This is a genomic window from Bacillus sp. M5A3_1b (genome assembly GCF_053345335.1).
Genome location: NZ_JBKEZY010000001.1, coordinates 121,643 through 147,875 on the forward strand (window position 1 = coordinate 121,643; position 26,233 = coordinate 147,875).

Annotated in this window: 24 protein-coding genes; all 24 read right to left on the reverse strand. The window is 37.7% G+C overall.

The genetic code is table 11. The features are described from left to right. Positions 1–71: 71 nt before the first annotated feature. The 24 genes from ribF to trmFO all read right to left on the reverse strand — a co-directional run bounded on the left by ribF (position 72) and on the right by trmFO (position 26,199). Positions 72–1,043, reverse strand: coding sequence for a bifunctional riboflavin kinase/FAD synthetase (gene ribF, locus ACLBWW_RS00570; protein WP_048545985.1), 972 nt, complete (start codon positions 1,041–1,043; stop codon positions 72–74). Positions 1,044–1,086: 43 nt separating this feature from the next. Then, entirely contained in the window at positions 1,087–2,010 is a 924-nt protein-coding gene (gene truB / locus ACLBWW_RS00575) for a tRNA pseudouridine(55) synthase TruB (RefSeq protein WP_048545987.1), read from the reverse strand. Between the two features lie 86 nt (positions 2,011–2,096). Further along, entirely contained in the window at positions 2,097–2,453 is a 357-nt protein-coding gene (gene rbfA, locus ACLBWW_RS00580) for a 30S ribosome-binding factor RbfA (RefSeq protein WP_000776445.1), read from the reverse strand. Positions 2,454–2,468: 15 nt separating this feature from the next. Then, the gene (locus tag ACLBWW_RS00585; protein WP_000582364.1) at positions 2,469–2,750 is read right to left on the reverse strand and encodes a DUF503 domain-containing protein; all 282 of its coding nucleotides are present in this window, start codon (positions 2,748–2,750) and stop codon (positions 2,469–2,471) included. Next, positions 2,747–4,807: a translation initiation factor IF-2 gene (gene infB / locus ACLBWW_RS00590; RefSeq protein ID WP_000036353.1), complete on the reverse strand. Its 2,061-nt coding sequence runs from the start codon at positions 4,805–4,807 to the stop codon at positions 2,747–2,749. The genes ACLBWW_RS00585 and infB overlap by 4 nt, the downstream gene beginning before the upstream one ends. A 4-nt stretch (positions 4,808–4,811) precedes the next feature. Next, complete coding sequence (locus ACLBWW_RS00595; protein ID WP_001286521.1) at positions 4,812–5,123, reverse strand: YlxQ family RNA-binding protein; 312 nt, start codon at positions 5,121–5,123, stop codon at positions 4,812–4,814. Continuing rightward, complete coding sequence (gene rnpM, locus ACLBWW_RS00600; protein WP_000071127.1) at positions 5,124–5,396, reverse strand: RNase P modulator RnpM; 273 nt, start codon at positions 5,394–5,396, stop codon at positions 5,124–5,126. Positions 5,397–5,407: 11 nt separating this feature from the next. Next, a complete protein-coding gene (gene nusA / locus ACLBWW_RS00605) occupies positions 5,408–6,514 on the reverse strand; it encodes a transcription termination factor NusA (protein ID WP_000102596.1) in 1,107 nt (368 codons plus the stop codon). A gap of 17 nt (positions 6,515–6,531) precedes the next feature. Next, the gene (rimP, locus tag ACLBWW_RS00610; protein ID WP_000359099.1) at positions 6,532–7,002 is read right to left on the reverse strand and encodes a ribosome maturation factor RimP; all 471 of its coding nucleotides are present in this window, start codon (positions 7,000–7,002) and stop codon (positions 6,532–6,534) included. A 333-nt stretch (positions 7,003–7,335) separates the two neighbouring features. Next, positions 7,336–11,637: a PolC-type DNA polymerase III gene (locus ACLBWW_RS00615; RefSeq protein ID WP_048545990.1), complete on the reverse strand. Its 4,302-nt coding sequence runs from the start codon at positions 11,635–11,637 to the stop codon at positions 7,336–7,338. A gap of 124 nt (positions 11,638–11,761) precedes the next feature. Beyond that, the gene (locus tag ACLBWW_RS00620) at positions 11,762–13,462 is read right to left on the reverse strand and encodes a proline--tRNA ligase (RefSeq protein WP_048545992.1); all 1,701 of its coding nucleotides are present in this window, start codon (positions 13,460–13,462) and stop codon (positions 11,762–11,764) included. A gap of 109 nt (positions 13,463–13,571) precedes the next feature. Beyond that, positions 13,572–14,828, reverse strand: a complete 1,257-nt coding sequence (gene rseP / locus ACLBWW_RS00625; protein ID WP_001090238.1) for an RIP metalloprotease RseP — start codon at positions 14,826–14,828, stop codon at positions 13,572–13,574. A 16-nt stretch (positions 14,829–14,844) separates the two neighbouring features. After that, on the reverse strand, positions 14,845–15,987 hold the full coding sequence (dxr, locus tag ACLBWW_RS00630) for a 1-deoxy-D-xylulose-5-phosphate reductoisomerase (protein WP_000790363.1): 1,143 nt from the start codon (positions 15,985–15,987) through the stop codon (positions 14,845–14,847). 23 nt (positions 15,988–16,010) lie between these two features. After that, positions 16,011–16,802 (reverse strand): phosphatidate cytidylyltransferase, encoded by a 792-nt coding sequence (cdsA, locus tag ACLBWW_RS00635; protein WP_048545995.1) that lies wholly within the window; start codon positions 16,800–16,802, stop codon positions 16,011–16,013. Positions 16,803–16,819: 17 nt separating this feature from the next. After that, on the reverse strand, positions 16,820–17,596 hold the full coding sequence (gene uppS, locus ACLBWW_RS00640; RefSeq protein WP_000971311.1) for an isoprenyl transferase: 777 nt from the start codon (positions 17,594–17,596) through the stop codon (positions 16,820–16,822). A gap of 85 nt (positions 17,597–17,681) precedes the next feature. Continuing rightward, entirely contained in the window at positions 17,682–18,239 is a 558-nt protein-coding gene (gene frr, locus ACLBWW_RS00645; protein WP_000531506.1) for a ribosome recycling factor, read from the reverse strand. 2 nt (positions 18,240–18,241) lie between these two features. Beyond that, positions 18,242–18,964, reverse strand: a complete 723-nt coding sequence (gene pyrH / locus ACLBWW_RS00650) for a UMP kinase (RefSeq protein WP_048545997.1) — start codon at positions 18,962–18,964, stop codon at positions 18,242–18,244. A 66-nt stretch (positions 18,965–19,030) separates the two neighbouring features. Beyond that, positions 19,031–19,918: a translation elongation factor Ts gene (gene tsf, locus ACLBWW_RS00655; protein ID WP_048545999.1), complete on the reverse strand. Its 888-nt coding sequence runs from the start codon at positions 19,916–19,918 to the stop codon at positions 19,031–19,033. Between the two features lie 103 nt (positions 19,919–20,021). Then, positions 20,022–20,723 carry a 30S ribosomal protein S2 gene (gene rpsB, locus ACLBWW_RS00660; protein ID WP_048546000.1) on the reverse strand — a complete coding sequence of 234 codons (702 nt, stop codon included), beginning with the start codon at positions 20,721–20,723 and terminating at the stop codon, positions 20,022–20,024. Positions 20,724–21,073: 350 nt separating this feature from the next. Next, a complete protein-coding gene (gene codY / locus ACLBWW_RS00665; protein ID WP_000421290.1) occupies positions 21,074–21,853 on the reverse strand; it encodes a GTP-sensing pleiotropic transcriptional regulator CodY in 780 nt (259 codons plus the stop codon). A 77-nt stretch (positions 21,854–21,930) separates the two neighbouring features. Next, on the reverse strand, positions 21,931–23,322 hold the full coding sequence (gene hslU / locus ACLBWW_RS00670; RefSeq protein WP_000550070.1) for an ATP-dependent protease ATPase subunit HslU: 1,392 nt from the start codon (positions 23,320–23,322) through the stop codon (positions 21,931–21,933). Between the two features lie 22 nt (positions 23,323–23,344). Next, positions 23,345–23,887 carry an ATP-dependent protease proteolytic subunit HslV gene (gene hslV, locus ACLBWW_RS00675; protein WP_000526271.1) on the reverse strand — a complete coding sequence of 181 codons (543 nt, stop codon included), beginning with the start codon at positions 23,885–23,887 and terminating at the stop codon, positions 23,345–23,347. Positions 23,888–23,929: 42 nt separating this feature from the next. Then, positions 23,930–24,829, reverse strand: coding sequence for a tyrosine recombinase XerC (gene xerC / locus ACLBWW_RS00680; protein WP_001101235.1), 900 nt, complete (start codon positions 24,827–24,829; stop codon positions 23,930–23,932). A gap of 65 nt (positions 24,830–24,894) precedes the next feature. Further along, entirely contained in the window at positions 24,895–26,199 is a 1,305-nt protein-coding gene (gene trmFO, locus ACLBWW_RS00685; protein WP_000211997.1) for an FADH(2)-oxidizing methylenetetrahydrofolate--tRNA-(uracil(54)-C(5))-methyltransferase TrmFO, read from the reverse strand. Positions 26,200–26,233 lie beyond the last annotated feature (34 nt).

The window sequence follows — 26,233 nt, forward strand, 5'->3', positions numbered from 1 at the left end:
CAATTACCTAGCAAGCGTCGGTGAGTCGCAATGCCAAGCAATGGTTGTCATAAAGTACATAACATAGAATACTACTTTTCATTTGAAAAAGCAAGTATATTCTTTTCGTTCGCAAAATATACTTGTGCTATTTTCTTATCTTTTGCAATTTGTTCAACTAACTCATCGATGCCATTGAATTTCTTTTCTTCTCTTATACGCATATGCCACTCTACTGTAACATTTTGATCATATATGTCTTTGTTAAATTCAAATAAGTGCACTTCAATAGATAATTGACGCTCATCTTCTTTAAAAGTTGGTTTATATCCAATATTACATACACCATCGTACCATTCATCTTGAACTTTTAATCTCACTGCATAAACACCTACAGGTGGTAATAGATACTCATCACTTAAACCTATATTAGCTGTGGGAAAACCAATTTGACGTCCACGCTTATCACCGTGTACAACCGTTCCTCCTACTGTATATGCTCTACCTAAAATAGATGGAATTTGTTCCATTTCGCCATTTCGAATTAACTTTCGTAATGCTGTAGAACTTACTTTCTCTTCTTGAAATTCAACTTTTTCAATCACAGTCTGTGTAAACTCCCCTCTTGCATGAAATGGTAAAGTCTCCATCTTTCCTTTTCCTAAACGTCCATATGAATAATCAAACCCTGCTACTACATGCTTTACATTCAAACCAATAATATAATCATCTACAAATTGTTGTGGCAATAAGCCTGCAAACGATTCATCAAATTTAATAACATATAATATATCGATCCCTAAGTTTTCGATTATTTTTTCTTTATCACACATTGGTGTAATATACTCCGCATGCGCTTCCTTTTTTCCTAAAACAACAGATGGGTGCGGATAAAATGTCATAACTGCACTTTTATATCCTCGTTCATCAGCTATTTGTTTCGCAGTTCGAATCACACATTGATGTCCTAAATGAATGCCATCAAAAAATCCTAATGCCATTACAGTAGGTGGTAATTCTAATTTATTTTGTTCATGTGGATGAGTTAAATGAATAAGTTTCACGCTTGAATTCACCTTTTTCTGTAATAATCCTTCCAATAATTCATTATAGCTTTAGTTCTTGATTATTCACAAGTACTTTCATCGGCTTTAGCATACCAGGGTGTTTTGGATGGTGCTCATAAATTGCAAGGCAACGATTATTTGTATCAAACACTGTTATAAATGGCGCCGTTATTTGCAATTCATTTTTTAAGAACATACCATTCTTTATTTTCTCTGCTTGCTTTTCATCTACAACCATTTTCGGAAACTTACTTAATGCTTCATCAATTGAAATGAAGATAGACTCTACTGTTCCATTTTGCACGTTTTCTTCAATTTCTTCAAATGATATGCAATCTTCTAATAAAAACTCACCAGAAGCTGTTCTTACAAGGTGAGACATATGTGATGGGAAACCAAGTTTTTCACCAATCATTACTGCTAACGTTCTTACATATGTCCCTTTACTACACGTTACACGGAAACGGAATGAAATATTTTCCCCCTCAAACACTTCACGGTCATCTAGTAATACAAATTCATGAATTGTAATTGTACGAACTGGACGTTCAACTTCTTGTCCTGCTCTTGCATATTCATATAATTTTTTTCCGTTAACTTTTACAGCTGAAAACATCGGAGGCATTTGTTCAATCGTACCTGTTAATGCAGCAAGAGCCCCTTCTACTTCCTTACGAGTAATAACACGATCTACATTTTTCGTTTCAACAACTTCACCAGAAGCATCTTCAGTTGTCGTTGAAAATCCAAGCGTTACTTCACCTTCATATGTTTTCGTCTCACTTGTTAAAAATTGTGCAATCTTCGTTGCTCGTCCTACACAAATAGGTAATACTCCTGTTACATCTGGATCTAATGTTCCTGTATGACCAATTCGTTTCTCACGCAATATCTTTCTTAATTTAAATACACAATCATGTGATGTCATGCCTTTTGGCTTATGTAATAATACTACACCTTCCATATATGTTCACCTCATCATAATTCTTTCATAGTAATTATCCAAAATTAATTTTGCATTGAAAAAATGGATAGACAAATGTCTATCCATTATTCTTCACGTTTACCGTCTTTATTAATTTGATGTAAAAGTGTATCAATTCGATGACCATATCCGATAGACTCATCAAACTCAAAGGAAATTTCCGGTGTTTTACGAAGACGAATACGCTGGCCAATTTCTGAACGAATGAAACCTTTTGCCTTCGCTAAACCTTTTAATGTACTTTCTTTCTGTTCCTCATCACCTAAAACAGAAATATATACTGTAGCAATTTGTAAATCTCCACTCACTTGTACATCTGTTACTGTAACAAATCCAACACGTGGATCTTTAATTTTACGACTGATGATGTCGCCTAATTCTTTTTTCATTTGCTCGCCTACACGGTTTGCACGTAATTTCATAACTCTTCACCTCATTCAATACCATTCCAATTGTGTTATTGTACGTTCAATTTCAGGAAATGAATCGATATACTCGAGTACACGATTCATTTCTTTTTCACAAATAACACGATTAGAGGATACAGAAACAATTGCAATTTCTGTACGTTGCCATACATCTTGATGCCCTACTTCTGAAACAGCTACATTATAACGCTGCTTCACACGAGTTAGCACCCGTTGCAAAATTGCTCGTTTCTCTTTTAAAGAATGCACATCGTAAATCATACACTCGAATGAGAGTGAAGCGATAATCATCGCTTCACTTCTTCCATAATGTACGCTTCAATGATGTCCCCTTCTTTAAGATCATTATATCTCTCGATTGTAATACCACACTCATAGTTTTGTGCAACTTCTTTTACGTCATCTTTGAAACGTTTTAACGTATCAAGTTGTCCTTCGAAAATTACTACGCCATCACGGATAATACGCACGCCACTATCACGTGTAATTTTACCGTCAATTACGTAACAACCTGCGATTGTTCCAACTTTTGTTACTTTGAATGTTTGGCGTACTTCCGCTTGACCGATTACTTTTTCTTCGAATTCTGGATCCAGCATACCTTGCATTGCTGATTCGATTTCTTCGATTACTTTATAGATAATACGGTGTAAACGAACATCAACATTCTCTAATTCAGCTGTACGCTTCGCATTCACGTCAGGGCGTACGTTAAATCCAATTACAATTGCATTAGATGCAGAAGCTAAAATAACATCAGATTCTGTAATCGCACCTACGCCTGTATGGATAATTTTAACTTTAACACCTTCAACATCAATTTTACGAAGTGACGCTGCCATTGCTTCTACAGAACCTTGTACGTCTGCTTTTACAATTAAGTTAATTTCTTTTACATCGCCTTCTTGGATTTGTTGGAATAAATCTTCAAGGCTTAATTTAGATTTTTCACCACGCTGAGCAAGTAACGCTTCTTGTGCACGTGATTCACCGATTTGACGAGCTTTCTTCTCATCAGCGAATGCCATGAAACGATCTCCCGCTTGTGGTACTTCGTTTAAACCTGTAATTTCAACAGGAGTTGATGGACCAGCAACTTTTACACGACGACCAATATCACTTACCATTGCACGAACACGTCCGAATGAAGTACCAACAACGATTGGATCTCCAACTCGAAGTGTACCGTTTTGAACAAGTAATGTCGCGATAGTTCCTTTACCTTTATCAAGCTGTGCTTCGATTACAGTACCAGTTGCATAGCGGTTTGGATTTGCTTTATATTCTTCTACTTCACTTACAAGAAGAATCATTTCTAATAAGTTGTCAATTCCTTCACCTTGAATTGCAGAAATTGGTACGAAAATTGTATCTCCGCCCCAAGCTTCTGGAACTAATTCATATTCTGTTAATTCTTGCATTACACGATCAGGATTTGCCGCTGGTTTATCCATTTTATTCACAGCTACAATAATTGGTACTCCAGCTGCTTTCGCATGGCTAATTGCTTCAACTGTTTGTGGCATAACACCGTCATCAGCTGCAACAACAAGGATTGTAATATCCGTTACTTGCGCACCACGAGCACGCATCGTTGTAAATGCCGCGTGACCAGGCGTATCTAAGAATGTAATCTTCTTGTCATTTACTTCAACTTGGTATGCACCAATATGCTGAGTAATTCCACCTGCTTCGCCTGCAGTTACTTTTGAATTACGGATAGAGTCAAGTAAAGTTGTTTTACCATGGTCAACGTGCCCCATAATTGTAACTACAGCTGGACGCTCTTTTAAGTTCTCTTCATCATCTTGCTCATCGATGAATGTTTCAAATTCAGTTTCACTTACAACTACTTCTTCTTCTACTTCAATACCATAATCAGTAGCAATTAACTCAATTGTATCTTTATCTAAGTCTTGGTTAATTGTTGCCATAATTCCAAGCATAAAGAGCTTCTTAATAATTTCAGATGGCTCTTTGCTTAATTTTTTAGCAAGCTCACCTACTGTAAGACTTCCAGAGAAAGTAACTTTATCTGGTGTTTCTACAGTTTGTGTTTGTTGTCTTCCAGCAAAGTTATCTTGACGTTTGTCTTCATTTCCCTTGCCTTTTTTCTTTTTCTTATTGCTGTTCTTTTTACTACGAACAACTTTTTCTTCTACTTCAAACTCATCTGCAACAGAAGGTTTTTCAGTTTGATACGCATTATCTAATTTATTTACTACTTCATCTTCTAACATTGTCATATGATTCGAAACCTCGATATTCATTTCTTTTAGTTTTGTCATAAGATCTTTACTTGAGATATTATGTTGTTTTGCATATTCATGCACTCGAATTTTACTCATACCTTCACCCCCGGTAATTTGTATCGAGCATGCTACGCAGCTTTTTCGCAAAGCCCTCATCTAACACAGCTACAACGACTCGCTCGTCTCTCCCAATCGCATGCCCTAATTGTTGTCGATTTTCGACCTTTCTCATTGGTACGTTGTAATACGTCGCTTTATCCGTGATGCGTTTTGTAGTATTTGCTGACGCATCTTCAGATAGCAATACAAGTTTTGCTTTGCCACTTCGTACTTCTTTTAAAACAAGTTCTTCACCCGAAATAATTTTCCGAGCCCGGTTTGCTAGTCCTAAAAACGATTTCCAATCGGACACTTATTTCGACTCCTTCTCAACAAGCTCAAGAAGCTCTTCGTATAGAGAACCGTCGATTTTCGCTTTTAGATGATGTTCCAAAACATTTTTCTTTTGGGCTTGAAGAATACTTTCTTTATCTTTTGATAAATAAGCACCTCGTCCTGATTTCTTTCCAGTTAAATCAATGGACACTTCTCCCTCTTTGGAACGAACAATGCGAACGAGCTCTCGTTTTGATTTCATTTCTTGCGTTGCAACACATTTTCGTAACGGAACTTTTCGATTGCTCATACTCATCACCTCTATTCGATTTCGTCTTCAACTGAATCGAATCCGAATGCGATTACGCTATCTTCTTCTGTTACAATACCAAGTTGTTTCGCATCAGACTCACTCTTAATATCAATTTTCCAACCTGTTAATTTAGCTGCAAGACGTGCATTTTGTCCACGCTTACCAATAGCTAATGAAAGTTGGTGGTCTGGAACAACAACTGTTGTTGCTTTTTCTTCTTCATCTACAAGCACTTTAACAACTTGTGATGGGCTTAAAGCATTTGCAACATATTCTACTGGATCATTTGACCAGCGAACGATGTCAATCTTTTCGCCTTTTAGTTCGTCTACAATGCGTTGTACACGTTGTCCTTTCGGTCCTACACAAGAACCTACTGGATCAACATCAATGTTCTCTGCATGTACAGAAATTTTAGAGCGATCGCCTGCTTCGCGTGCTACAGAACGAATTTCAACAGTTCCATCATAAATTTCAGGAACTTCCATTTCGAATAAACGTTTTAAAAGACCAGGATGTGTACGTGATACGTAAATTTGTGGTCCTTTCGTTGTTTTTTCTACTTTCGTAATGAATACGCGAATACGATCATGTGGTTTGTACTGTTCGTTTGGCATTTGCTCACTTACAGGTAATAAAGCTTCTACTTTCCCTAAGCTTACATAGATGAAACGAGCATCTTGACGTTGTACGATACCCACCATGATATCTTCTTCACGGTCACTAAACTCAGAGTAAATAACACCACGCTCTGCTTCGCGCACTCGTTGTGTTACAACCTGTTTTGCAGTTTGTGCTGCAATACGACCGAAATCTTTTGGTGTTACTTCAATCTCTAGTACGTCACCATCTTGATAGTTTGGATTAATTTGTCTTGCTTCTTCAACAGAAATTTCAAGACGTGGATCAAACACATTATCAACAACGTCTTTACGTGCTAAAACTTGAATTGTTCCCACTTCTGGGTTAAAGCTCACACGAACGTTTTGTGCTTGGTTAAAATTGCGTTTATAAGCAGAGATTAACGCTGCTTCAATCGCATCAATAATAATATCTTTGCTAATTCCTTTTTCTGACTCTAATACGAGCAAGGCATCTAACAACTCAGTGCTCATGAAGATCCCCCTTCTAACTAAAACGTAACAGCAAGTCGCGCATTTGCAACTTTATCCATTGAAATTTGGATTTCTTTTTTACGTGTTTTAATTGTTAATAATAATGTAATTGTAGTACCATCGTAGGAAAGTAGCTTTCCTTCAAACATTTTTTCACCATCAATCGGCTCATATGTTTTAATTGCCACTTGTTTTCCTACCGCTTGCTGGAAGTCTTTCTCTTTCTTTAATGGGCGTTCCGCTCCAGGAGATGATACATCCAAAAAGTAAAGATGAGGAATTGGATCCTCTTTATCTAAAGCTTCGCTTAAACGTTCACTTACCGCACCGCATTCTTCAATGTCGACTCCCTTTTCAGAATCGATGAATACGCGTAAGAACCAGTCTTGTCCTTCTTGCACATACTCTACATCTACAAGTTCAAGATTTAACTCTTCAACGATTGGCTGCGCAAATGCTTCTACAACTTCTGTGACTTTCTTATCCATAAACAGCCTCCTTCCTGCCGCCATGTACCATTTACAAGAAAAGACCCCGTCCATAAAAACGGTCCATCTTATTCTTTCTCGTTAGCTAACAAAAGCCCCTGCCGTTAAGCAGGGAATATCTGTCTTAGTATTACCAAATTTAAGAAGTAAAACTTGTAACAAAATATGTATATACGACAGAAATTTCTTACCTCTCCACATCAATAAAACGTAGATAGTAACACGAAAGAGTGGGTTTCCCCACTCTTTTTTTTACACAATATACATGACATGGTTATCTCGGTTAATAGTATACCATAGCAAATGTTGATTTGCAAAGAATTTTCCTACCTATTAGAACAGTGATAACTGGTTTTGATCAGGTAAATCGCCTAAGCAACCTTGACTATCTAAATACTCAATAATTGTTTTCGAAACCTTACTGCGCTGCTGTAAATCTTCTTTTGATAAGAAATCTCCATTTTTGCGTGCTTCTACAATACTTAAAGCTGCGTTTGTACCAAGTCCAGGCACTGCATTAAATGGAGGAATTAAAGTATCCCCATCAATAATAAATTCTGTTGCATGCGAACGGTATAAATCAACCTTTTGGAATGAGTATCCACGCTCACACATTTCAAGTGTCATTTCTAGTACTGTTAATAAACTTTTTTCTTTCGGCGCTGCATCCAAACCTTTTTGCGCAATTTCATCAATTCTTACACGTATAGATGCTGAACCTTTCGCCATCGCCTCTACATCAAAGTCGTCTGCACGAACTGTAAAGTATGCCGCATAGAATAGAAGCGCGAAATGTACTTTAAAGTATGCAATACGTACAGCCATAAGTACGTAAGCAGCCGCATGGGCTTTAGGGAACATGTACTTTATTTTCTTACATGAATCAATATACCAACCTGGTACATTATTACTTTTCATGTCATCTTCCCATTCTTCCGGTACACCTTTACCTTTACGAACTGACTCCATGATTTTGAAGGCTAACGATGGGTCTAAACCTTGATAGATTAAATATACCATGATGTCATCACGACAACCGATAACTTCACTCAGCGTACATGTACCGTTATAAATTAACTCGTTTGCATTACCAAGCCATACGTCTGTACCATGTGATAGTCCAGAGATTTGGACTAACTCAGAGAATGTCGTAGGTTTCGTCTCTTCTAACATCTGCCTTACGAATTTCGTACCAAACTCTGGTATACCAAGTGTACCTGTTTTACAGTTAATTTGTTCTTCCGTTACCCCTAACGATTCCGGTCCTGAGAAAATTTTCATTACTTCCGGATCGTCTGTTGGGATTGTTTTCGGATCAATACCACTTAAATCTTGTAACATACGAATAACAGTAGGATCATCGTGTCCTAGTATATCAAGTTTCAATAAATTATCATGAATGGAGTGGAAATCAAAGTGTGTCGTTCTCCACTCAGCCCCTATTGAATCTGCCGGAAACTGAATTGGTGAGAAATCAAAGATATCCATGTAATCTGGCACAACGATAATACCACCTGGATGCTGTCCGGTTGTACGTTTTACGCCCGTACATCCTGCTACTAAGCGGTCAATCTCTGCATTTCGAATCGTTAAATTATGATCATTTGCATAACCTTTTACATATCCATAAGCCGTTTTTTCCGCAACTGTACCTATTGTACCCGCACGGTATACATAATCTTCACCGAACAGTACTTTCGTATAGTTATGGGCACGTGGTTGGTATTCCCCGGAGAAGTTCAGATCGATATCGGGTACCTTATCTCCTTTAAATCCAAGGAACGTTTCGAACGGAATATCATGTCCATCTTTCACGTATGGAACATTACATGCAGGACATTCTTTATCCGGCAAGTCAAAACCAGAACCTACAGAACCATCATTAAAGAATTCTGATTGCTTACACTTCGGACATACATAGTGTGGTGGTAATGGGTTTACTTCTGTAATTTCCATCATCGTTGCAACGAATGATGAACCCACCGATCCACGCGAACCTACTAAATATCCGTCTACTAACGATTTTTTCACAAGCTTATGTGAAATTAAATAAATTACGGCAAATCCATGCCCAATAATACTTTTTAATTCTTTTTCTAAACGTGCTTCTACAATTTCAGGTAACTCTTCACCATAAATGCTACGCGCCATTTTATAACTCATATCACGCGTCTCATCATCTGCACCTTCAATTTTCGGTGTATATAGATCATCTTTCACTGGATGAACATCACCAATTAATGATGCAATCTTTTGTGTATTCGTTACAACAATTTCTTTCGCTACGTCTTCACCTAAGAATGAAAAACACTCTAACATTTCATCCGTTGTACGGAAATGTACAGGTGGTAATGAATGTCGGTTTAACGGATTGGCTCCGCCCTGCGAACTGACTAAAATCTTGCGATACATTGCATCCTCTGGATCTATATAATGCACGTTTCCTGTAGCAACAACTGGTTTATCTAACGTCTCACCTAGTTTTACTAAGTTAGAAATAATTGTTTTTAATTGTCCCTCATCTCGAACAAGTTCACGCTCTACTAAATGACGTAACACCTCTGGAGGCATTACTTCAATGTAATCATAGAACTGCGCAATTTCTTCTACCTCTTCAGGAGCTTTTTGCATCATCGCCTCAAACACTTCACCTTTATCACAAGCCGTTCCTACTAAAATTCCTTCACGATATTTTTTTAATAGTGACCTTGGTACTCGTGGTACACGGTAAAAGTAATTTAGGTGAGAATAGGAAACAAGTTTATATAAATTTTTCAACCCTACATCTGATGTCGCAAGTAACGTCATATGACTTGGACGTCCACGCTTATACGCATCCCCTTGCCCCATGCTATCATTTAATTGATCGTGATATTCAAATCCCTTTTCAATCACATCTTTTAACATTTTCACAAGTAAGTATCCCGTTGCTTCTGTATCATAAATCGCACGGTGATGTTGCGTTAATTCAATATCAAGCTTTTTACACATCGTATTTAATCGATGGTTTTTCATTTCCGGGAATAAGAATCTTGCAAGTTCTAACGTATCAATAACAGGATTATTCGTTTTTTCTAGTCCAGCCTTTTTAAAACCTACGTTAATAAAGCCCATATCAAAACTTGCGTTATGAGCAACAAGTGTATGGTCGCCCATCCATTCTTCAAACTTTTTAAACACTTCGTCCACTTCTGGTGCATCCGTTAACATATCATCTGTAATACCTGTTAATTCAATAATCGTCGCAGATAATGGTTGATGTGGATTTGCGAAAGATTCAAAGCGGTCAATAATTTCGCCACCTTTTACTTTTACAGCCGCTAACTCGATAACAGTATCATATACAGCTGATAAACCTGTCGTCTCAACGTCGAAAACAACATAAGTTTCCTCTGCAAGTAAACGATGCGCTTCGTTATATGCAATCGGTACACCATCATTAACTAAATTCGCCTCTACACCATATATAACTTTAACCCCAGCCTTTTTACCCGCAGAATATGCCTCTGGGAAAGACTGCGCAACAGCATGGTCTGTAACAGCGATTGCCTCATGTCCCCATTTACCTGCTTGGGCAACAAGTCTAGAAACAGGAGTAACAGCGTCCATTTGGCTCATCGGTGTGTGAAGATGCAGCTCTACACGTTTTTCACCTTCTGGCGCTTTATCTTTACGAGACGGTCCTGTTATTTCATTTATATCATTTGCAATCATTACTAAATCTCGAACGAATGTATCATTTTGAACAGAACCACGCGCTTTCACCCACATTCCTTTTTTCAAGGATTGCAGCATTGGAATATCTTCTTTGTCACGCGAGAACATTTTGATCATAATTGAATCCGTATAGTCTGTTATTTTTAAAGTTAATAACGTACGGCCACTACGTAGCTCTTTCGTTTCTACATGGAAGACATACCCTTGAACTGTTTTTCTTCTTTCTTCATCTTGAATTTCTCGCATCGGTGTAATCTCTTCATCCGGCTTAATAAGATATCCGAGTACAACCGGTCCTTCATGCACAACGCTACTTTCTTCAGCTTGCTTCTTTGCCATTTCTTCCATAGCTTGTATAACACGTTCACGATCTTCTTGCTGCGTTTGCTCACGAAACTTTTGCATTTCTTCTGTATTTTGCTGTATATGTGTGTCTAACTGAAAACGCGGGAATCCAAAAGTTTCGTATTGATCCCCTACTGGTTTCGCAACGTTTTTCTTTAAAGCAGTAGATTCGAGCTCATTATTCACATTTATTAGCAACTTCACTCCATTCACCTGCGGAAGCTGCTTTTTTAAGTAAGCAAACATAGGTGAAAATGTAATTCGTTCCGTACAAAGTGGCCAATACGCCCTCACTTCTTCTTCTGTAAATTGTTTATTCTCTGTTTCTAATGCAAATGTTGTTCTTGCAATATGAGAAAATGATTGCTTAAGCTTTGTTTCTAGCAATTCATATAATTCTGTAGGCAAAATTCGTGGCACTTGTAAATCAAAATGCCAACTTTTATTCGTTTTATCAATAACGAGCCTTTCAATGCCACCACCTTGTAAATATTGATTTATAAGGTCGTCTGGTATTTGCAACTGCTGGAGCAAAATTTGAAATCGCTCTTGTTGTTCATTTGTTAAAGACATAAGCACTCTCCTTCCATTTGCTATTATAAATTGAAACGTACTACAAAGAAAGATTTCTCCCTTCTTCTTTTACAAAATACGTTTACAAAGAAAGAGAAGGTACCTCATTACGAGGTACCTCTTCTTATTTTAAAATATTTGCAATATATGTTTGAAGTTCTTCTACTTTCACTTCTTCAGACTCGCCTGTAGCACGTACTTTCACTTCTACAATACCTTCGTCTGCTTTTTTACCAACTGTCACGCGAACTGGAAGGCCGAATAAATCTGCATCTGCAAATTTAACACCTGCACGTTCTGCACGATCATCTAGTAATACTTCGTACCCTTGCTCTTGTAATGAGTTGTAGATGTTTTCACCCATTTCACGTTGCGCATCAGATTTCATATTTACTGGAATTACATGCACATGGAACGGTGCAACAGCTTTTGGCCAAACTAAACCGTTCTCATCATTAAACTGCTCTGCGATTGCTGCCACTGTACGAGATACACCGATACCGTAACAACCCATAATAAGTGGTTGTGTTTTTCCGTTTTCATCTAGGAATGTTGCGTTCATTGCTTCACTATAACGAGTTCCTAATTTGAATACATGGCCAACTTCAATTCCGCGTGCGAAAAGAATTGTTCCATTTCCATCTGGAGACTGGTCTCCTTCTTGAATGAAGCGTAAATCTGTATATTGACTTACTTTAAAGTCACGTTCTGGATTTACATTTACATAATGGAACCCTTCTTCGTTCGCTCCTGAACATCCGTTAACAATTGATGCTACAGCATGATCTGCGATAATTTCGATATCACCTGTTACACCAATCGGTCCTAAAGAACCAACATCACAGTTTAATAACTCTTTCACTTCTTCATGAGAAGCAAGCTCAACAACTGAAGCGCCGTATACATTTTTCACTTTTACATCGTTTACTTCATGATCACCACGAACAAGTACAACTACTAATTTCTCATCTACTTTAAATACCATAGACTTAATGCACTTGTCAGCTTCAATGTTTAAGAATGCAGATACTTCTTCAATTGCTTTTTGATCTGGTGTTGCTACTTTTTCAAGTGCCTTTTCTGCTTCATCACTCTTCGTATACGTAGCTACCACAGGAGCCATTTCGATGTTTGCTGCATAATTAGATGTATCAGAGTATGCAATTGTATCTTCACCAACTTCAGATAATACCATAAATTCATGCGTATCTTTTCCGCCCATTGCTCCAGAGTCAGCAATAACTGCACGGAAATTCAAGCCACAACGAGCAAAAATGTTAGAGTATGCTTTGTATAAGCGATCGTATACTTCATCTAAACTCTCTTGTGTAGCATGGAAAGAGTATGCATCTTTCATTAGAAACTCTCTTCCACGTAATAAACCGAAACGAGGTCTTTGTTCATCACGGAATTTCGTTTGAATTTGGTACAATGTTAACGGTAATTTTTTATATGATTTCACTTCATCACGTACAAGATCCGTAATTACTTCTTCATGTGTCGCTCCTAATGCGAATTCACGAGCGTTACGATCTTTCATACGCATTAATTCAGATCCGTAAGAATACCAACGGCCTGATTCTTGCCATAATTCTGCAGCTTGCATCGCTGGCATTAATAATTCTACAGCTCCTGCGCGCTCCATTTCTTCTCGAACGATACGTTCTACTTTGTGTAGTACTTTTAATCCAAATGGTAGAAAACTATAAATACCAGAAGCATTTTGACGCATAAAACCTGCACGAAGTAATAACTGATGACTCTTAATCTCCGCATCAGCTGGAACTTCACGTAACGTAGGACTGAATACCATACTTTGTTTCATTTATTCGCACCTCTTCATTTTACTCTTACACGCAGTAAAACCCCTCACCTCGAGTTAGGTGAGGGATTTTATTCTACGAGCTCTATTTCATTATAAGTTTCACTTTATTTTACAAGAAAAACTTACGAATGTCATTCCAAGTTACAACTAACATAAGTAACATTAATAATGCAAAACCAATAAAGTGAACCATTCCTTCTTTTTGGCGGTCAATTGGTTTCCCTCGTAACGCTTCAATTAAGAAGAAGAACAAACGTCCACCGTCTAAAGCAGGGACTGGTAGTAAATTAAATAAACCAAGGTTAATACTTAAAACTGCTGCTAAACTTAATACACGCGTAAATCCATAATCTACGACTTGATCTGTTAGATTATAAATTCCTACTGGACCTGACAACTCATTAATAGAGAATTGACCAGTTACTAATTTCACAAGTGAATCAAAAATTAGTTTTGTCCATTGGTATGTTTGTTCAAATCCTGATTTAATAGAACCCATTACTGTTTTCTCTACTGGAGAGTAAACACCAATTCTACCTACTTCGTCTTTTCCTTCTTTATCAAGTGTTGGCGTTACTTTTACATTAAACTGTTCATTATCACGCTTTACTTGTAACGTAATTTCTTTATTTGGGTTTTCACGTACAATGGTAACAACATCTTTCCATGTACTTGTGTTTTTCCCATCGATTGCTTGAATTGTATCATTTTCTTTTAATCCGGCTTGCTCGGCTGCACTATTCTCCATTACTTTTCCGACCATTGGCTTGTCAACAGGAACACCTTGTACAAATCCAAGAATCACAAAAATAACAAATGCTAAAATGAAGTTCATTGCAGGACCTGCAAAGATTGTTAAGGCACGTTGACCCAATTTCTTGGAGCCGAATTGCCTATTATACGGAGCAATTTGTATTTCTTCACCAGCAGTAATAATACGAGCCTTTTCATTCACTCGGAATGTTTGAAGCTCTTCCTCGTACTCTTCATAGCCCGAAATTGTTAAATTATGCTCTAAATCAGCTTGTTCGACTTCAATGACACGAACATTTGGATACTTTTCATATCCATCAAAAACTAATTTCGCAACTTCGTCTTTTTCATTTAATACAAGGCCAACCTTTTTTCCAGGCTTTAACTCAACTGTGTCTGCATCCTCGCCAGCCATTCTTACATAGCCACCAAGGGGCAGTAATCGAATCGTATACACCGTTTCATTCTTTTCAAATGAGAATATTTTCGGACCAAAACCAATCGCAAACTCACGGCATAAAATACCTGCTCTTTTTGCGAAATATAGATGCCCTAGCTCATGGAAAAATACGAGTGCACCGAAAATTAATATAAAGGCAATCGCTGTATTCAATTCCATACCACCTTTGCTAAATTTGTTCCATCACAAACCGTCTTGTGGTTGCATCAATTTCCAGAATTTCCTCTAAGCTCGGACGTGCAATGACATTGTGATGGTTCATTGCTTTTTCAATGAGGTCTTCCACTGTTAAGAAACCAATTCTCTTTTGTAAAAACGCTTCAACAGCTACTTCATTCGCTGCATTCATTACAGCTGGCATACTTCCACCTGTTTTTCCAGCTTCATACGCAAAACGCAAACAACGGAAACGTTCTTGGTTCATTTTCTCAAAATGCAATGTTCCCATTTCCCATAAATTTAACTGCTTTGTGTCTGAAAGAGGTAATCGATCAGGATATGTAAGTGCGTATTGAATTGGTACTCGCATATCAGGTGAGCCAAGCTGTGCCATCACACTACGATCTTCAAATTCAACCATAGAATGAATAATACTTTCTTTATGTAAAACAACATCGATTTGCTCATAAGGGATACCAAAAAGCCAATGTGCTTCAATTACTTCTAGCCCCTTATTCATCATTGTAGCAGAATCAATTGTAATTTTCGAACCCATTGACCAGTTTGGATGTCGAAGCGCATCTTCTACGGTCACATGATGCAATTCATCTCTCGTTTTATCACGGAAACTTCCACCAGAAGCCGTAATAATTAGTCGAGAAATTCTTTTTTCATTTTCACCATTCAAGCATTGAAAAATAGCTGAATGTTCACTGTCTACTGGAAGTAACGAAACATTATGTTTTCGTGCTGCTTCCATTACAAGATGCCCTGCGGTTACTAACGTTTCTTTGTTTGCAATTCCGATTGTTTTTTTCGCCTCAATTGCACGAAGTGTTGGTAACAACCCTACGCTACCTACAACAGCATTTACTACAATCTCTGCATCTGGATGTAATGCTACTTCTAAAAGCCCTTCACTACCATATACAATTTTTGTATTACCAGAGACAGCTTGTAATTTTAAAACATCTTCCTCTCTTTGCACAGAGACAATTTGCGGAGAAAATTCTTGAATTACCTTTACTGCGTAGTCAATATTTTTCCCTACAGAAAAAGCAACGAGACGGAATTGGTCTGGGTGCGAGCGTAATACATCTAAAGTTTGTGTACCAATTGATCCGCTTGCACCTAATAAACTAATGTTTTTCATGACTCCAACCCCTCGTTCATTTATTAATTGTATTGTAATAAGAAGTAGAGAATTGGTAAAACAAATAACCAACTATCTGTTCGATCTAATATACCACCATGTCCAGGTAAAATTGTACCTGAATCTTTTACGCCATAATGACGTTTAAATGCAGATTGTACTAAATCACCAATTTGTCCAAAAATAGAAATGATAATTGTCAACACAATTAAAATCCCTACATTAGCCTCAACTGGGAAGAACATATTGTAAACAAGTGCCACAACAATCCCACAAACGATGCCGCCTAATGAACCTTCAATCGTTTTATTCGGACTAATTTCTGGCCATAATTTTCTTTTTCCTAATGCTTTCCCTACGAAATATGCGCCTGAATCGGTAGCCCATATAACAAATAATGCGCAAAACACATATTTAATTCCTAAAATTCTCGTTTCATTCAAATATAAGAATCCCATTGCAACATATGTTGTTGCCATTAGTAAAAAGGAAGCATGGTCAAAAGTAAATGTATTCTTAGAAAGGACTGTATATGATAAAAGTAATAAAACAATCACAAATGTGATTTCTAATTTACCTAATCCAATCCAAGTAAACAGTTCTGATGCACTACTTGGAATTAAAATAACCCATAATAATACTGCAGCTAAAACTGTTGGTATTGAAATAAGCGTAAGCTTATTCATACGAATTAATTCATATAAACCTATAGAAGCAAGTGCATACACTAAAACCGTAAAAGGCACGCCACCGTAAATTACGATGGGAATGAATAGCGCGGCAGCAACCACTCCAGTAATAATTCTCTGTTTCACTACCAAACCCTCTCTTTCTACACGCCTCCGAATCTGCGCCCTCTATGTTGAAAGTCTGTAATCGCATTTAGCAAATGTTCCTCGGTAAAATCTGGCCAATACACATCTGTAAACCAAAACTCCGAATATGCAATTTGCCATAACATGAAATTACTAATACGTAGCTCTCCGCTCGTACGAATTAACAACTCTGGATCAGGTAAAGAACTCGTCATTAAGTAGGAAGAAAGCATTTCTTCACTTACATCTTCAACACGAATTTTTCCTTCCTCACTATCTTTCACCATATGTTGCACAGCAGAAACGATCTCATCTCGACTTCCATAGTTTAACGCGAAATTAAGAATTAATCCCGTATTCTCTTTCGTATCTTCCATGGCCTTTTCCATCGCTCTGCGTGTGTGCGTAGGAAGACGATCTTGTTGTCCTATCACTCGGACTTGTACGTTCTCTTCAATCAATTCTGGTAAAAATGTACCTAGAAATTCTTCTGGAAGCCTCATTAAATAGTCAACTTCCTTTTTCGGTCTTTTCCAGTTCTCAGTTGAAAAAGCATAAAGAGTTAACACTTTCACATTAAGTTTGCTTGCAAATTTTGTGATTTTCTTTACAACTTGCATGCCTTCATGATGTCCCGCAATACGAGGCATCGCTCTCCTCTTTGCCCATCTTCCATTACCATCCATAATGATGGCAATATGTTCTGGGATGTATCCTTTTTTCACTTTTTCAACGAGATGATCAAACGATGCGACCTTTTTACTTTTAAAAAAAGGAAAGTTTTTAAACATCATTCATACCCTCCAGCAAGCAGACGTATGCCTAAAAGTGTAAAAAGACCCCCTTAAGAAGAGGGTCATATTTGCGAAGGTATCGCTATTACACTTCCATGATTTCTTTTTCTTTGTTTTTTGCGATTTCGTCAACTTTTGCAATATATTTATCTGTTTCTTTTTGGATATCTTCAGTATATCCTCTTAAATCATCTTCTGTAATATCGCCAGCTTTTTCAAGCTTCTTAAGATCATCGTTACTGTCACGACGTACGTTACGAACAGCAACTTTTGCTTCTTCAGCATATTTTTTCACAACTTTTACAAGATCGCGACGACGCTCTTCTGTTAATGCAGGGAATGCAATACGAATTACAGTTCCATCATTAGAAGGATTTAAGCCTAAATCTGCTTTTAAGATTGCTTTTTCAATATCACCGATAGAAGTTTTATCATAAGGTTGAATTACAAGTAAACGTGCTTCTGGAACTGTAATGTTCGCTAATTGCACAACAGGTGTTGGTGCACCATAGTAATCAACTTGTACCTTATCTAATACAGACGAGCTTGCACGACCTGCGCGAACTGTTGCCAATTCACGAGAGTAAGCAGCAACTGCTTTTTCCATTTTTTCATTTGAAGACTTCAATACTTGTTGTCCCATATTTATTTCCCCCTTACAACTGTTCCGATATTTTCGCCTAAAACGGCACGTTTAATGTTACCTTTTTCCATAACCGAGAATACAATTAATGGAATATCATTGTCCATACATAAAGAAGAAGCTGTTGAATCCATTACACCTAAACCTTCTTTTAATACATCTAAGTAAGTAAGTGTTTCGTATTTCGTAGCTGTTGGGTCAAGAGATGGATCTGCATTATATACGCCATCTACATTGTTTTTCGCCATTAAGATAACGTCTGCTTCGATTTCCGCTGCACGTAGTGCTGCCGTTGTATCTGTAGAGAAATATGGGTTACCTGTACCTGCTGCAAAGATCACAACACGTTTTTTCTCTAGATGACGAATTGCTTTACGACGAATGTAAGGCTCTGCTACTTGACGCATTTCGATTGAAGTTTGAACACGAGTTTGAATTCCAACATTCTCTAGGCTATCTTGAAGAGCTAATGAGTTCATAACTGTTGCTAACATACCCATGTAATCTGCTCCAGCACGATCCATTCCCATTTCACTTCCGATTTTTCCACGCCAAATGTTTCCGCCACCAACAACAACAGCAACCTCTACATCAAGTTCTGCAATTTCTTTCACTTGTTCTGCAACTGATTTAATAACAGACGGGTTAATTCCAAATCCTTGTTCGCCAGCTAACGCTTCTCCGCTTAGCTTTAATACGACACGATTATATTTCGGTTTACTCATAATGAACCTCCAATTGCTTACATCTTTATTTTAAAAAAGGGAACACAATGTGTTCCCTAATCTTTATTAGTTGCTACCTTTTACTTGGTTCATTACTTCTTCAGCAAAGTTGTCTTCGCGTTTTTCGATACCTTCACCAACAGCGTAGCGAACGAATCCTTTTAATGTTCCGCCTTTAGACTCAACGAACTGACGAACTTTCATATCAGGGTTTTTAACGAATGCTTGGTCAAGTAAGCAAATTTCTTCGAAGAATTTGCCTAGACGGCCTTCAACCATTTTTGCAACGATTTTTTCAGGCTTGCCTTCGTTTAAAGCTTGTTGTGTCAATACTTGACGCTCATGCTCAACTTCTTCAGCTGTTACAGCATCGCGGTCGATGTATTTAGGGTTAACTGCTGCGATGTGCATTGCTACATCTTTAGCAGCAGCTTCGTCAGTAGAACCTTCAAGAACTGTTAATACACCAATACGTCCACCCATGTGTAGGTAAGCGCCGAATGCATCCGCATCAGTTTTTGATACGATTTCGAAACGACGAAGTGTAAGTTTTTCACCAATTTTAGCGATTGCTTCGTTGATGTGCTCTTCTACTGTTTTGCCGCCTTCGATTGTTTGAGCCATAGCTTCTTCAATGTTAGCTGGTTTGTTAGTTAATAAGTGTGCAGCTAATTCTTTAATTAATGCTTGGAAACCTTCGTTTTTCGCAACGAAATCAGTTTCAGAGTTTAATTCTAAGATTAAACCTTCGTTACCGTTTGTTTCGATGAAAGTTAAGCCTTCAGCAGCGATGCGGTCTGCTTTTTTAGCAGCTTTTGCAATACCTTTTTCACGTAAGAAGTCAATTGCTTTCTCCATGTCGCCATTAGTCTCAGTTAAAGCTTTTTTGCAGTCCATCATACCTGCGCCTGTTTTTTCACGAAGTTCTTTTACCATTTGTGCAGTGATTGCCATATTTTTCATCCTCCTAAAATATGTATTTATACCTTTTATAAAGGTGTTTATACCTTAAAAAAGGTGATAAAAGGCCGAACCCCTTATCACCTTTCCAAATTTGTTACGCAGTAACAGTTTCTTCACCTTGTTTTGCTTCAAGGATCGCGTCTGCCATTTTAGATGTAAGAAGTTTTACAGCACGAATTGCATCATCGTTTGCTGGGATAACGTGATCGATTTCGTCTGGATCACAGTTTGTATCAACGATACCGATGATTGGAATGTGTAATTTGCGTGCTTCAGCAACTGCAATACGCTCTTTACGAGGGTCTACTATGAATAATGCACTTGGAAGACCTTTCATATCTTTAATACCGCCTAAGAATTTCTCAAGACGCTCTAACTCTTTTTTAAGTTGAACAACTTCTTTCTTAGGAAGTACTTCGAAAGTACCATCTTCTTGCATTCTTTCGATGTCTTTAAGACGCTTGATACGCTTTTGGATTGTTTGGAAGTTTGTTAAAGTTCCACCTAACCAACGTTGGTTAACGAAGTACATACCAGCACGAGTTGCTTCTTCTTTAATAGCTTCTTGTGCTTGTTTTTTAGTACCTACGAATAAAATGTCTCCACCTTCAGCAGCGATGTCGCGCATCGTTCTGTAAGCTTCCTCAACTTTTTTCACAGTTTTTTGTAAGTCGATGATGTAGATACCGTTACGCTCTGTGAAAATGTAACGCTTCATTTTTGGGTTCCAACGACGAGTTTGATGTCCGAAATGAACACCAGCTTCAAGCAATTGCTTCATAGAAATTACTGACATAATATAGTTCCTCCTAAATGGTTTTTGATATCCTCCGTTTACTTCATCTCTAAGCGAAACTACAAACGTAGCACCAACACTTAAATCAGCAAACGTGTGTACTTTGTACTGACACCACTGCTTACTATATCATACTGAAATATTACAATCAAGTCGAAAATGCGAACAATGTAAAACTTTCTTTGTTCACACTCGAATTCTAGTATTACCAACCTGCATTTCTTTTAAGCAAAAAAGTGAAATTCAACTCATAGCTTTTCCAAAGAACACGATTATGACGCTTTTTACAGACACCATTAATCTTTTACACACAAAAAACTCTCCTCAAAAAACGAGGAGAGTTTTATAAATTAGTTTGTTTTTAATTTAGCAAGTTCCTGTAGAAACTTGTCGTTTAGCACTTTAATGTATGTTCCTTTCATACCTAAAGAGCGAGATTCAATAACACCAGCACTTTCTAATTTACGTAGTGCATTTACGATTACAGAGCGAGTAATTCCTACGCGATCAGCAATTTTACTTGCAACAAGTAAACCTTCTGTTCCATTTAATTCTTCGAAGATATGCTCAATCGCTTCTAACTCACTGTAAGATAATGAGCTAATCGCCATTTGAACAACAGCTTTACTACGTGCTTCCTCTTCGATTTCTTCTGCTTTTTCACGTAAGATTTCCATACCTACTACAGTTGAACTGTATTCAGCAAGGATTAAATCATCGTCTAAGAACTCTTGACCAAGACGAGCTAACACTAATGTGCCTAGACGCTCACCGCCACCAACGATTGGTACGATTGTAGTTAAACCTTGACCAAATAATTCTCTATTTTCTACTGGGAATGCTGTGTAAGCACTGTTTACATCTAAGTTTGAAGATGTTTCTGTAATGTTGAATAAGCTTTGCGTGTATTCTTCCGGGAATTGACGCTCTGCAAGCATTTGTTTCATACGCTCATTCTCAATTTGTTGGTGAATTGCATAACCTAGTAATTTACCACGACGGCTTACTACGAATACGTTCGCTTCGATTACTTCACACATTGTGTCAGACATTTCTCTAAAGTTTACAGGCTTTCCTGCTGCGCTCTGTAATAACGCATTTAATTTTCTTGTTTTTGCTAATAATTCCATTTCAAAAGTTCCTCCTACATGTTACTTACATATTTTTTCATCACTTGGAAACTAGGGCGAGTCACCTGATGACACTATTACAAAATAAACTGGCTCACATCTTTATTTTTAGCAATCGTTGCTAATTTCTCCTCAACGTATTGAGGTGTTATCGTTATTTTCTCTAACGTAATTTCAGATGCTTCAAACGATAAATCTTCAAGGAGTTTCTCCATAATCGTATGAAGTCTTCTTGCTCCAATATTATCTGTATCCTGATTAACTTGATAAGCAATCTCAGCAATCTTACGAATAGCTTCGTCTGAAAATTCAATTTCTATACCTTCAGTCGCTAATAAAGCCATATATTGTTTAATTAACGCATTGTCAGGCTCGATTAATATTTTAACAAAATCATCTGTCGATAATTTTGTTAATTCTACTCGAATCGGAAATCTCCCTTGCAGTTCCGGAATTAAATCCGACGGTTTAGACATATGAAACGCTCCAGCTGCAACGAATAAAATATAATCCGTTTTTACTGATCCGTATTTTGTCGCAACATTCGATCCTTCTACAATTGGTAAAATGTCACGTTGCACACCTTCACGTGATACATCTACGCTATTCGACTGCTTACCAGCAATTTTGTCAATTTCATCGATAAAAATAATCCCGAGCTGTTCAGCACGATAAACAGCCTCTTGTGTAACTTCATCCATATCAATTAAGCGCTGTGCTTCCTCATTTGTCAAGAGTTTTCTTGCTTCTTTCACAGAAAGTTTACGTTTTTTTGTTTTTTTCGGCATAAAACTCCCTAATGCATCCTGGAAATTCATTCCCATTTGTTCCATGCCAGTTCCTTGTAACATATCGAACATGGAAGACTGTTGCTCAGTCACTTCAATCGATACAATTTCATCTTCAAGAAGTCCTGCAGCAAGCTTTCTTTCCACATCTTGACGTTTCTTTTCGATTTCAACATCTTCCTGTGCATCAGATGTTTGATTCGAATTTTGAGCACCGCCAAATAGCATTTCTAATGGGTTTTTAAATCCAGATTGTTTCTCCGGACTCGGCACTAAAATTTCAACAAGACGTTGGTTCGCTTGTTCTTCTGCTTTGTCTTGTACTTTAATTACCATTTCTTCTTTCACGATACGAACTGATGTTTCCACAAGGTCACGTACCATCGATTCTACATCTCTACCTACATATCCAACTTCTGTAAATTTGGTAGCTTCAACCTTAATAAAAGGTGCTCCAACGAGTTTCGCCATTCGTCGTGCTACCTCTGTTTTACCAACACCTGTCGGTCCAATCATTAAAATATTTTTAGGTGCAATTTCATCACGTAGATTTTCAGCTAATTTACTTCGACGATATCGATTTCTTAAAGCTACAGCAACCGCTTTCTTCGCATCTTTTTGACCAATAATGTATTGATCTAATTTTTCCACAATTTGACGCGGAGTAAAATGTAAATGCATATAAAATGCCTCCCTTACGATTCTACAATTCTTCCACAATTATATTGTGGTTTGTATAAACACAAATATCGCCAGCAATGTCTAAACTCGCTTTCGCAATTTGCTTCGCTGTTAAATGTTCACTTGCATATTGCTTTAAAGCACGACCTGCAGAAAGCGCATAATTCCCACCAGATCCAATCGCTAAAATCCCATCATCTGGTTCAATCACTTCTCCTGTACCTGAAACAAGAAGCATAGTTGTTTTATCCATGACAATGAGCATCGCTTCTAGCTGACGTAACATTTTGTCGCCACGCCATTGTTTTGCCATCTCAACTGCAGCACGCTGCAAGTTCCCATTGTACTCTTCTAATTTCCCTTCAAACATTTCAAAAAGAGTAAATGCGTCAGCAACGGAACCTGCAAAGCCAGCTAAAACTTTCCCTTGGAAAAGTTTACGGACTTTACGAGCTGTATGTTTCATTACAACTGCATTTCCCATTGTCACCTGACCATCTCCAGCCATTGCACATTCTCCATTATGATGAACTGCAAATATCGTTGTAGCGTGGAAATTTCCCATAGAAAAAACTCCTTTATATGTTTTTATAGCTTTAAAAGCAATTTATGCCCGCGGGTGATGCTTCATGTAGACCGAACGCAATCTTTCTTTAGAGACATGCGTATAAATTTGTGTCGTCGACAAATTCTCATGACCGAGTAGCTCCTGTACAGTACGTAAATCTGCCCCTTCATCTAACATATGAGTAGCAAATGTATGCCTTAACATATGGGGACTTATCCGCATTGTCAGTGAAGCCTTCTTAATGAGCTCGTTTAATACATAGCGTACCCCTCGACTTGTTAGCGGCGTGCCTTTCGCATTTAAAAATACCATATGAGAGTGTTCTTCAGTTTTGTGAGCCAACTGTTTTCTCCCGTTCTCTATATAAGTAATTAAAGCATCTTGCGCATAGCTTCCGAACGGAATATACCTTTGTTTTTTTCCTTTTCCCATTACTAAAATTGTTCCCACCGCGAAGTCAATATCGGTAAGTTGTAAATTGACACATTCACTCACACGGATTCCAGTCGCATACATCAACTCTAATAAAGCTTGATTCCTTTGACCTAGCGGTGTTTCCGTATCAGCAACTTCAAATAATTCCTCTAATTCTTCAGCATATAAAAACTTTGGGATTGACAATTCTTTTTTGGGGAGTGACGCAAGTGCAAACGGATTATCTTTCCGATAACCTTCACGCATCAAAAAACGATATAAACTTCGTAAGCTTGATACTTTTCTTGCGACAGATTTACGGGCTAACTTTTCATCGTGCAACGTCGTTAAGTACAAACGAACATCCGCGTATGTAACATCTAAAAAAGAGGATATGCCTTCTCGCTCCATAAATTGCACAAAATGTTCTAAATCATTTTGATAACTTGCAATTGTATATTTTGAATAATTTCTTTCGATTTGTAAATATCCAACGAATAATTGTAACAATTTCTTCACATTCACACAATTCACCTCAATAAAGGCTACTAAATCGTATCACAACTTAGTAGCCTTTGCAAGAAATTTAACTAAATATTTACAAAATTTTGAATTGTTTCTAAAGCGCGTGTTGCATATGCTTCATTTCGTTCTGCTTTCCTCTTAACTTTCTTCTCTAACGGTGCAAACAAACCGAAGTTTGCATTCATCGGCTGGAAGTTTTTCGCGTTTGTCGCAGTAATATAATTCGCCATACTTCCCATTGCAGTTACAGGCGGTAATACAACCGGCTCTTCACCTTTCACAAGTCGAGCAGCGTTAATACCCGCTAGTAATCCTGACGCCGCTGATTCAACATATCCCTCTACTCCAGTCATTTGACCAGCGAAGAATAAATCATCACGTTGTTTATATTGATATGTTGGACGAAGCAAGTTAGGTGAATTAATAAACGTATTACGATGCATTACACCATAACGTACAATCTCTGCGTTTTCCAGTCCTGGAATCAACTGTAACACTTCTTTTTGTGGTCCCCACTTTAAATGCGTTTGGAAACCTACGATATTGTATAACGTTCCTGCTGCATCATCTTGACGTAACTGAACAACAGCATATGGCGTTTTTCCTGTTTTCGGATCTTCTAATCCAACAGGTTTCATCGGTCCAAATACTAGCGTCTGTCTTCCTCTACTTGCCATAACTTCTACCGGCATACAGCCTTCAAAGAAAATTTCTTTTTCAAATTCTTTTAAAGGTACTGTTTCAGCAGCAATTAAAGCCTCGTAAAAACGGTCAAATTCCTCTTCCGTCATTGGGCAGTTTAAATATGCAGCTTCCCCTTTATCGTAACGAGACTTTAAATATACTTTATTCATATCAATGCTGTCTTTCTCAACAATCGGTGCTGCAGCATCATAGAAATAAAAATAATCTTCGCCTGTTAATTCTTTTAATTGTGCAGCAAGATCAGGAGACGTAAGTGGACCTGTCGCGATAACAGTAGGTCCTTCTGGAATTTCAGTAATTTCTTCATTCATCACAGTTACGTTCGGATGGTTTTTCACATACTCCGTTACCTTTGCCGCAAATTCATGACGATCTACAGCTAAAGCCCCTCCTGCTGGTACAGAGCACTCATCAGCTGCACGAATAATAACAGAGTCCATTAAACGCATTTCTTCTTTAATAACACCAACAGCGTTTGTTAATGTGTTTGCGCGAAGCGAGTTACTGCATACTAACTCTGCAAATTTATCTGTGTGATGAGCTGGCGTTTGCCTTACCGGTCTCATTTCATATAATTTTACTTGGACACCACGTTTTGCAATTTGGTAAGCTGCTTCACTTCCTGCAAGACCTGCGCCAATGACGTTTACTACTTGTGTTGTCATATTTATCACCTTTCCTTTTCTTCCCGAAAAAAAT